At 64.4% G+C, this 10,194-nt stretch carries 8 protein-coding genes; all 8 read right to left on the reverse strand.

Translation table 11 applies throughout. From position 1 onward, the window contains the following. Window positions 1-36 precede the first annotated feature (36 nt). The 8 genes from DBR22_RS08020 to speB all read right to left on the reverse strand — a co-directional run bounded on the left by DBR22_RS08020 (window position 37) and on the right by speB (window position 10,109). Window positions 37-312 (reverse strand): PLDc N-terminal domain-containing protein, encoded by a 276-nt coding sequence (locus DBR22_RS08020; RefSeq protein ID WP_108598586.1) that lies wholly within the window; start codon window positions 310-312, stop codon window positions 37-39. Window positions 313-502: 190 nt separating this feature from the next. Then, window positions 503-919: an acyl-CoA thioesterase gene (locus DBR22_RS08025; RefSeq protein ID WP_108598580.1), complete on the reverse strand. Its 417-nt coding sequence runs from the start codon at window positions 917-919 to the stop codon at window positions 503-505. 125 nt (window positions 920-1,044) lie between these two features. Further along, complete coding sequence (locus tag DBR22_RS08030) at window positions 1,045-3,114, reverse strand: ABC transporter ATP-binding protein (RefSeq protein WP_108598581.1); 2,070 nt, start codon at window positions 3,112-3,114, stop codon at window positions 1,045-1,047. Further along, window positions 3,111-4,844, reverse strand: a complete 1,734-nt coding sequence (locus tag DBR22_RS08035) for an ABC transporter ATP-binding protein (RefSeq protein WP_108598582.1) — start codon at window positions 4,842-4,844, stop codon at window positions 3,111-3,113. Before DBR22_RS08035 ends, DBR22_RS08030 begins: the two co-directional genes overlap by 4 nt. A gap of 208 nt (window positions 4,845-5,052) precedes the next feature. Continuing rightward, window positions 5,053-6,687 (reverse strand): MDR family MFS transporter, encoded by a 1,635-nt coding sequence (locus DBR22_RS08040; protein ID WP_258229096.1) that lies wholly within the window; start codon window positions 6,685-6,687, stop codon window positions 5,053-5,055. A 1-nt stretch (window position 6,688) separates the two neighbouring features. Continuing rightward, window positions 6,689-7,177 (reverse strand): MarR family winged helix-turn-helix transcriptional regulator, encoded by a 489-nt coding sequence (locus tag DBR22_RS08045; protein ID WP_108598583.1) that lies wholly within the window; start codon window positions 7,175-7,177, stop codon window positions 6,689-6,691. Window positions 7,178-7,344: 167 nt separating this feature from the next. Further along, a complete protein-coding gene (locus tag DBR22_RS08050; protein ID WP_108598584.1) occupies window positions 7,345-9,039 on the reverse strand; it encodes a thiamine pyrophosphate-binding protein in 1,695 nt (564 codons plus the stop codon). Window positions 9,040-9,044: 5 nt separating this feature from the next. Beyond that, window positions 9,045-10,109, reverse strand: a complete 1,065-nt coding sequence (gene speB, locus DBR22_RS08055; protein WP_108598585.1) for an agmatinase — start codon at window positions 10,107-10,109, stop codon at window positions 9,045-9,047. Window positions 10,110-10,194: the final 85 nt, after the last annotated feature.

Below are 10,194 nucleotides of genomic sequence, written 5' to 3' on the forward strand. Positions count from 1 at the left end.
TTGCAACTCCCAAAATTCTGGGTGTTGCAACGACCGCTAGAACCCGCCCTTGACTGCTCCAGGCCTCTTGCGTCCCAGGACGAAATAGCCTATTGGCCCAATGAAATTGATCAGGGACGCAGCACGCCAGGCCGCCTTTGGGCCGTTGATCTGAGCCGCCGGGCGGCGTGAGATGTCACGCTGGGCGGCCACCATCAAGGACATCTGCACGAGCCCTATCGCCACAAAAGAGGCCCTTGCACCCGGGGACATCTCTTTCCAGGTTTTCTTGCGCTGCTTGGGGACCTTGTGATGCTGGGGGTTCTTGGCCATGACCAACGCTCCTTTGATAGACATTCAGTTTCCAGTGTGCGCCAAGCCGGCGCAACGGGCTAAAGACCCACCTGCAACGCCTCCCCCCGCCCCGGGCGGACGTGGAGGTAGTCGCCGGTACGGCTTACGTCGCAGTGTTTTGAGAAAAGGTTTGAGAAACGCGGCTTGCTGCGCAAGGTTTTACGGGGATTCAGACAGCAAACGGCGCCATCCGCTCCTTCTGCTCCGGAGTGAGGCGCAGGACCCTGCCCGTGGCCTCGTCTACGAAAGCCAGGTGGCTGCTGGCCCGTACGCAGTCCTCCCGGGTGACGGGGTCCTGGACCACGTAGTGGATGTCGAAACTGGCGCCCTTCACGGCGCCGATCCATACCTGCACCACGGCCGGGATGTTGCGGTACTCGAGGGTCTTCACGTAGCGGATCCGGTGGTCCACCACAAGGGCCAGAACCCCCTCAGGAACATCGTTAAAGAGGGACACTTCCGGTTCGATACCCGGCAGGCCCGCACCGCGTGGCGGGCCGAACGCGGAGATCCGCGCCTCTTCGAGCATGCGGACGATCTGGACGTTGTTGATATGCCCATACGCGTCCATGTCTCCCCAGCGCATCGGGACAAGGACCTCGATACGCCGGGGATCTGTACGCTGCGGCTCCGTGTCCTGCGGCTCTGCGCGCTGCGGCTCCGGGCGCTGCGGCTCTGTGTCCTGCGGGGCGGACGGGCCTGTGTGCGCGCTCAGCTGTGTACCGCCGTCGAATCATCCACGACGGATTCCTCCACGTTGGAACCGGCGAACTGCGACATGTACAGCCGGTAGTAGGCACCTTCCGCGGCCAGCAACGTCTTATGGTTGCCCTGTTCCACGATCTTGCCGTTCTCCATGACCAGGATGGTGTCAGCGTCCCGGATGGTGGAGAGCCGGTGCGCGATCACAAAGCTGGTGCGGTCCGTCCGCAGCGCCGCCATGGCCTTCTGGACCAGGAGTTCGGTGCGGGTGTCAACGGAACTGGTGGCCTCGTCCAGGATCAGCAGCGATGGGTTGGCCACAAACGCGCGGGCGATGGTGATCAGCTGCTTTTCGCCGGCGCTGACGTTGTTGCCTTCTTCATCGATCACGGTGTTGTAGCCCTCGGGCAGGGCACGGACAAAGCGGTCCACGAACGTGGCCTTCGCGGCCGCCATGACCTGTTCCTCACTGGCCTCCAGGTTGCCGTACCGGATGTTGTCGTAGATGGACCCGCCGAACAGCCAGGCATCCTGCAGGACCATGCCCACCTTGGAGCGGAGCTCGGCACGGCTGAGGTGCGTCACGTCCACGCCGTCCAGCGTGATGGCCCCTGAATTGAGCTCATAGAAGCGCATCACCAGGTTCACCAGGGTGGTCTTGCCGGCTCCTGTGGGACCGACGATTGCCACGGTGTGCCCGGGTTCGGCTGTGAAGGACAGGTTTTCGATCAGCGGCTTGTCCTCGGTGTAGCTGAACGTGACGTCCTTGAATTCGACATGCCCGTCAGTCTTGGCCGGCAGGTGCTCGGTGGCCGTCTCTGACTCCTGCTCATCGGCGTCAAGGAACTCGAAAACACGCTCAGAGGACGCAACACCGGACTGCAGCATGTTGGCCATGCCGGCCATCTGGCCCAGCGGCTGGGTGAATTCCCGTGAGTACTGGATGAAAGCGGTGGCGTCGCCCAGGGACATGGAACCGGAGGCAACACGCAGGCCGCCCACCACGGCGATGCCCACGTAGCTGAGGTAGGAGACGAACTGCATCACCGGGAAGATGATGCCGGAGACAAACTGTGCGCCGAAGCTGGCTTTGTAGAGTTCCTCGTTGCGTTCTTCGAAGCGTGCCAGCATATCGGCGTCGCGGCCGAAGACCCGCACGAGGTCGTGGCCGGAGAAGGACTCCTCGATCTGGCCGTTCAGTGCACCGGTGTTCTTCCACTGCGCGGAGAAGAGCTTCTGGCTGCGCGAGCCGATGATGCCGGCGGCGACACCGGAGAGCGGCAGCGCGATCAGGGCTATGAGGGCGAGTTGCCAGGACACGATGAACATCATGATGACGATGCCGATCACGGTCAGGAGCGAGCTGATCAGCTGGGCGAAAGCCTGCTGGAGAGCCTGCTGGACGTTGTCGACGTCGTTCGTTACCCGCGAGAGGACGTCACCGCGCTGGCGCGTGTCGAAGTAGTTCAGCGGAAGCCGGTTCAGCTTCTTTTCGGTGTCGTCGCGGAGCTTGCGGATCACCTTCATGACGATCCGGTTCAGCACGTAGCCCTGCAACCACAGGAAGATGTTGGCCACAAAGTACATGACCAGGACGATCGCGATCAGGACCGAGAGCTTCTGGAAGTCGATCCCGGTGCCGGGCACCAGTTCCATCTTGGCGATCATGTCCGCGAAGTTGTCCTGCCCTTGCTGGCGCAGGCCCTCCACGTACTCGTCCTTGCTTGCGCCGGCGGGCAGCTGCTTTCCCACCACACCGCCGAAGATCACGTCCATTGCCTGGCCGAGGATCTTAGGCGCGATGACGTTCAGGATCACGGAAACAATGACCAGAGCAACCACGGCGTAGATGCCGATGGCTTCGGGTTTCAGCAGCCCCATCAAACGCTTCGCGGAAGGCCAGAAGTGCTCTGCCTTCTTGGCAGGCACCCCGCCGAACATGTCGCCGTCGGCCTCGGAGGGCTTGTACTCCTCCTCAACGAAGTCGTCGTCGAGGAGCTCTGGTGTTGCCTCGGTTTCGGGGGTCACAGCCGTGCCCTGGTCCGCCGCCAGTGGTGCGTCCTTCTTGCGGGCGCTCATGCCATTTCCTCCACGCTCAGCTGGGATTCGACGATTTCCTGGTAGGTGGGTGAGGTTTCCAGGAGTTCCTCATGGGTTCCGCGATCCACGATCCGGCCGTTGTCCAGGACCAGGATCTGGTCTGCTTCGGTGATGGTGGAGATCCGTTGCGCCACGATGATCACGGTGGCGTCGGCGGTGGTTTTCTTCAGTGCTGCGCGCAGCCGGGCGTCGGTGGCAACGTCCAGAGCGGAGAAGGAATCGTCAAAGAGGTACACCTTGGGTTTGGTGACCAGCGCGCGGGCGATGCAGAGCCGTTGCCGCTGGCCGCCGGAAACGTTGGTCCCGCCCTGGGAGATCCGGGAGTTCAGCCCGTTCTTCTTTTCGCGGACAAAGTCCCCGCCCTGGGCCACCTCAAGCGCGTCCCAGAGTTCCTGGTCCGAGGCTTCGGTTTTACCGAAACGAAGATTGTGCTCGATGGTGCCGGAGAACAGGTACGGCCTCTGCGGCACCAGCGCTACCCGCCTGGTGATCTCGGCCCGGTCCAGGTTGGCGACGGACACACCGTCCAGGAGGACCTCGCCCTCGGCAATATCGTAAAGGCGCGGCAACAGGGACAGCAGGGAGGTCTTTCCCGCACCGGTGGACCCGATGATGGCCACCGTCTCCCCCGGCTTCGCTGTGAAACTGATGTTGCTCAGCACCGGCGACTCGGCGCCGGGGTAGGCAAAGCTGACGTTCCGGTATTCCACCACTCCGGCAAGGGTGGCGGGGGCCTCAGGCCGTTCGGGGTCGTGGATGGACGGTTCGACGTCGAGCACTTCCCCGATGCGGTCCGCACACACCGAGGCGCGCGGGATCATCATGGCCATGAACGTGCCCATCATCACCGCCATGAGGATCTGCAGCAGGTATTGCAGGAACGCCGTCAGGGCGCCCACCTGCATCTCGCCGGAATCCACGCGCTGCCCGCCGAACCACAGGACAGCGGCCGTGGACAGATGCAGGATCATGCCAATGGCGGGGAACATCAGGACAAAAAGGGCCCCGATCTTCAGCGAAACATCGGTCAGTTCCTTGTTTGCCACGCCGAAACGCTCGGTTTCGAAGGGTTCGCGAACAAATGCCCGGACCACCCTGATGCCAATGATCTGCTCACGCAGGACGGCATTGATGCGGTCGATCTTCTTCTGCATGGAGCGGAACAGCGGCATCAGCCGCACCACCAGGTAGCCCACCACCACCAGGAGCACAGGCACCGAGACCCAGACGAGCCAGGACAGGCTGAGGTCCTCGCGCAGGGCCATGATGATGCCGCCGATGCACATGATGGGCGTGGCAACCATGAAGTTCAGCCCCATCAGCAGCAGCATCTGTACCTGCTGGACGTCATTGGTGCCGCGGGTGATCAGGGTGGGCGCCCCGAACGTGTTCACGTCCTTGGCCGAGAAACTGGTGACCTTGCGGAACACCCCGCGGCGGAGGTCCCGGCCCACAGCCATGGCCGTCTTGGAGCCGTAGTACACCCCTGCGATGGCTGTGCCCACCTGGACAAAGGCCACCAGGAGCATCAGGCCGCCGGTCCGCCAGATGAAATCGGTGTCCCCGCGGGAAACGCCCTCATCGATGATCTGTGCGTTGAGGCTGGGCAGGTACAGTGCCGCGATGGTGGACGCCAACTGGAAAGCAACGACGGCGGCAATGTATGGCATATACGGCTTGGAGTAGCGCCGTATCAGGGTGAAGAGCATGCCCACGGGTCCTTAGGGAGAAAGCGCGAATTAGTGAGTCTAAGTAGTAGCAGCCGGGGCTGACATTCCTGACGGTCCCCACTCTACGAAATACTGTGCCGACGCGTAACATCGGCGGCAAAAGTTCATCAGAAAGCCTGAAGCGGTGGAAAAGGAGGCCCGGTTCCCGAGAGGGTGACCGGGCCTCACATGACCATCAGCGCGGCTGTTACCTGTTCGCCGGTGCGAGTTCCGCCGTCGTGCGTTCAGCGTCCGCGTGAAGCTGGAGATCAGGCTCAACGTCAGGCTGCACGTCCTGTTGACTATCAGGCTGCACATCCACGGTGCGCCGCAGCGGGCGTTCCTTGATGAACAGCACGGAGACCAGGGCGATGACGGCCACGACGGCGGAGATGAGGAACACCTCTGCGGTGGCATCGCCGTAGGCGGCCCGCATGATCTCGCGGACCGGGGCGGGCATATCCACCAGGTCCATGCTGGCTCCGGCGGTACCGCCGGCCACCGGGATGCCGGCAGCGGCGAGGCCCTCGGTGGCGAGTTGGCTGACCCGGCTGCTCAGGACCGCTCCCAGGACAGCCACGCCGATCGCGCCGCCTACCGAGCGGAAGAAGGCCACTGATGCGCTGGCCGTTCCGATGTCCGATGCCCGCACGGTGTTCTGGACTGCCAGCACCAGGTTCTGCATCAGCATGCCCAGGCCCACGCCCAGGATTGCCGTGAAGATCCCGGCCTGCCACAGTTCGGTGGTGTGGTCCATGGTGCCGGCCAGGCCCAGTCCGCCGATCAGCAGGACGGACCCGCCGATCAGGTATCCCTTCCACTTTCCGGTGCGGCTGATCAGCAGGCCGGAGACCACGGAGCCTGTGAGGTTTCCGGCGATCATGGGAAGCGTCAGCAGGCCGGCCTCGGTGGGCGAGGCGCCGCCTGCCACCTGGAAATACTGGCCCAGGAAAGTGGTGGAACCGAACATGGCGATGCCAACGGCCACGGAGGCGAGAATGGCCAGGGCGGTGGTGCGCTCGGAGATGATCTTGAGCGGGATGATGGGCTGTTCCACCTTGGATTCGACCAGCACCAGCAGGGCCAGGAGCACCACGCCGCCGCCCACCATGGCGGCTGACTGCCAGGAAACCCAGTCGTAGTAGGCGGGGTTGCCGGCGAAGGAGACCCAGATGAGCAGCAGGCTGACGCCGGAGGTCAGCAGGATGGAACCCAGCCAGTCGATCTTGGCGGGTCGCTTGATGTGCTGGATCTTCAGGGTGACCTGAAGCAGGATGAGGGCAATCACGGCCAGCGGCACACAGACGAAGAACGTCCAGCGCCAGCCGAGCGGGCTGTCCACGATGAAGCCGCCCAGCAGCGGCCCGCCGGCGGTACCGACTGCCATGACGCCGCCCATGTAGCCGGAGTATTTGCCGCGGTCCCGGGGCGGGATCATGGTGCCGATGATGGCCTGGGCCAGTGCCGTGAGGCCACCCATGGCAACACCCTGGATAACGCGGGCCGTGAGCAGCAGCGGGATGGTTTCGGACAGTCCGGCCATGACCGAGCCGGCCACGAAGATGACAATGCTCAGCTGGACCAGGACCTTCTTGTTGAAGAGGTCAGCCAGCTTGCCCCAGAGCGGGGTGGTGACGGCGTTGGCCAGCAGCGCAGCCGTGATCACCCAGGCGAAGTCGGTCTGGGTCCCGTGGAGATCGGACATGATGGTGGGCAGCGCGTTCGCAACGATGGTGCTGCTGAGGATGGCGGTGAAGAAGGCCGCCAGGAGCCCGGTGAGGGCTTCCATGATCTGGCGGTGGGTCATCACCAAGGGCGGGGCTGTAGCGGGTGGATTCGACATTTCAGTGCTCCTGGAGGGTCTTGGTCATCGTGATGGGACCGGTCGCCGTTGCCCGGGCTGAGAGTTTGAGGGAGTTCGTCAGCCGCGCCAGGGTCCGCGCCGTTTCTTCGGCGTCTTCCTGGCTCCAGCTGCTGAGGTAGTCCTGCAGGGTGGCTGCGCGGAGCTCCTCGATCTGCCGGAGCTTCTCCACGCCGGCCGGCGACAAAGCAACCAACTGGGCGCGGCCGTCGCAGGGATCCTGCCGCCTGGTGACGTACCCCTGCATTTCGAGATCCGCGATGTGGCGGCTGAGGACGGGGGCGCTGACGCCCAACCGCTCTGCCAGGTGGGTGGCGCGGGATTCGCCCTCGCCCACGAACCTCAGGACGCCCTGCACCGCCACGCCGGTATCCATGCCGCGGAAACTTGCGTTCGCGACGTACCGGACCACGCGCTGGAGGTCGAAAATGCGGGAGACAAGATCCGCAGCAGTGTCTGGCGCGACGGCCATGATTGAACTCTCCTCTTTTGCTTGCCTCAGGCAACTATATCCGAAAATGGTTGCTTTAGGAAACTAACAAGCCAGGGGCCCTTAAACGCCGAGCGCGGACCGGTAGCCGATAGCCCCGTTTCGAGGGGTTCTCAGCTGCCGGTCCGCGCTGTTTCTGAAGCGGGTTCTCAGTCGTCCAGGTGGGTGGGGCCAAACATTTTGAGCAGGGTTTCGACGACGACGACGTTGGGCCCGTCAGCGGCGAAGCCCGCCCTGAGCGCATCCCCCACGTTCTCCGGGGCCACCCGGGTGGCCGGCACGCCGAACGCCTCGGCGAGCTTGACGAAGTCGGGGCGCGCCAACTCGGTGGCCGTGGCTTTGCCGAACGCGCCCACCATGTATTCGCGCAGGATGCCGTAGCCGCCGTCGTCCACGATCAGCCACGTGACCGGCACATTGTGCTGCTTCGCTGTGGCAAGTTCGGAGATCGAGTACATGGACGAACCGTCGCCGGAAACCGCAAGGACCCTGCCGGGTTTGCCTACCGTTTCCAGGCCCACGGCGCCGCCGATTGCGGCCGGGAAACCGTAGCCCAGTCCGCCCGCACCCTGGGCCGAGTGGAACTGGCCGTCCCTGGCATCCCAGCAGCTCCAGCCCCAGTACGCCGCGATGGTCATATCCCAGAAGGTCTGCATGTCCGCGGGGACTGCCTCCCGGATGTCGGCCATGAACCTCAGTTCCTTGCCCAGTTCCTGCGATTCCAGCCGGGCCCTTACCTTGGCCAGGGACTCCTTCACCAGGGTTTCGGGGGTGACACCATGCCAGTTGGGCGTGGTTTCCGGTACTGCCTGAAGCGCCTTCTCCAGGGCGGCGAGCGCCTGGCCCGCGTCGGCGCGGATGCCCAGGCCCGGGCTGTTCGATTCGAGCACGCGCGGTTCGGCGTCGATCTGGATGATTCGGCCGCGGGGCTCGAACGTGAAGTAGTTGGACGTGACCTCGCCCAGGGAGGAGCCGATGACGATCAGGACATCGGCGTCTTCCAGGAGGTCCGTCATGTGGCGGTCCTCGATCCAGGACTGCAGGGAGAGCTCGTGGTTCCAGGGGAATGCCCCGTTGCCACCCGGCGTGCAGATGACGGGTGCGCGGAGCTTCTCCGCGATGGCGAGCAGGGACTTCTCTGCCCGGCCACGGCGGGTACCGCCGCCTGCGATGATGGCCGGACGTTCCGCCGTCGACAGCCATTTCACTGCCTCGCGGATCAGCTCCACGCGGGGCGGATTGTCTGCCGCTTCGGCGAGCGCGTCCTCAACCGGCGGGACCATGATGGGATCCAGCAGGACGTTCTGCGGGATTTCCAGCCAGACGGGCCCCTGCGGGGAGGAGATCGCCTCGGTCCAGGCATCCTGGATGGCCGACGGGATACCGGAGGCGTGCTGGATCAGGCGCTGGCTCTTGGTGACGTTGGCGGCGGAGGCCTTCTGGTCGTCGAGCTGGTGGAGCATGCCCTTGCGGCGGGCCCCCAACCCCTCAAGCGGGATCTGGCTGGCCACCACCACCATGGGCACCCCCGTTGCATAGGCTTCCTGCAGCCCGGCCAGGGAGGTCAGCGCGCCGGGCCCGGTGGACAGGAACAGGACGCCTACTTCACCGGTTGCGCGCGAATAACCGTCAGCGGCGAACGCTGAGTTGTTCTCCACGCGGGAGGAAACGAAGTGCAGGTTCCCGCGGCCCATGGCATCGAACAGGCCCAGTGCGTGCTGGCCCGGTATGCCGAAGACCGTCTTGGCCCCCAGGGCTTCAAGGGTCTCGACGACGAGATCCCCGCCATTGCGTGCGCCGGTGCCTTTGGTGGGAGCTGCTGTGCCCGGATCGAAGTCAATCATGCGTGCTACTCCTTGATTCCAGCGGCGAAGCCGGCAGGCTGGCGGGTCTCCTGGCCGAGGGCCTGGGCGGCGTAGCCGTTGGCTGCGCCGAACCGGTCCCCCGGAACAGCATTGTCCGCCATGAGGGTGACCAGTTCATAGGCCACATGGCTCGCTGCCACCCCGGTGATTTCCGCGTGGTCGTAGGCGGGGGCCACTTCGACGATGTCTGCGCCCACCAGGTTCATCCCGCGGAATCCGCGGATGATCTCCAGGAGTTCGCGGCTGGTGATGCCGCCGGCCTCCGGAGTACCGGTGCCCGGGGCGTGGGCGGGGTCCAGGACGTCGATATCGACGGAGATGTAGAGCGGGCGGTTGCCGATCCGGTCGCGGACCTTGGCCACCGTCTCGAGGACGCCCTGGTAGTAGACGTCCGCAGAGGTAACGATGCCGAACCCGAAGCGATGGTCGTCGTCGAGGTCCTTCTTGCCGTAGAGCGGACCGCGGGTGCCGATATGGCTGATGGCCTCCGTGTCCAGGATGCCCTCTTCCACGGCCCGGCGAAACGGGGTGCCGTGCGTGTATTCGGCACCGAAGTAGGTGTCCCAGGTGTCCAGGTGGGCGTCGAAGTGGAGCATGGCGATGGGGCCGCCCGCCCGCTCGGCAGCCGCGCGGAGCAGAGGGAGGGCGATGGTGTGGTCCCCGCCCAGGGTCACCAGCTTGCTGCCGGCCGCCGTCAGGTCCAGCGCGTTCTGCTGGATGACCTCAATGGCCTCGTTGATGTTGAACGGATTGACCGCCATGTCACCGGCGTCGGCAACCTGGATGTTTTCGAACGGGCTGACATCCCAGGCCGGGTTGTACGGGCGGAGCAGGCGGCTCGCCTCACGGACATGATTGGCGCCGAACCGGGCACCGGGGCGGTAGGAGACCCCGGAGTCGAACGGCACCCCCACCACCGTCACATCAGCCCTGTCCACCTGGTCCAGGCGGGGCAGGCGGGCATACGTGGCAGCACCGGCGTAACGCGGGATGCGGGATGAGTCGATCGGACCAAGATTGCCATTGGCTTCGATGCGCAGCTCTTTCACGGTGAGCCTCTCCTTTGAGATTGATCGGCGGGTGTGACACCCATCATACGCAAAAGTTTCGTCACGTGCACCAAATGTTTACAAC

It is taken from the genome of Arthrobacter sp. HMWF013, assembly GCF_003061105.1.
In the GTDB taxonomy this organism is placed as follows: Bacteria; Actinomycetota; Actinomycetes; order Actinomycetales; family Micrococcaceae; genus Arthrobacter.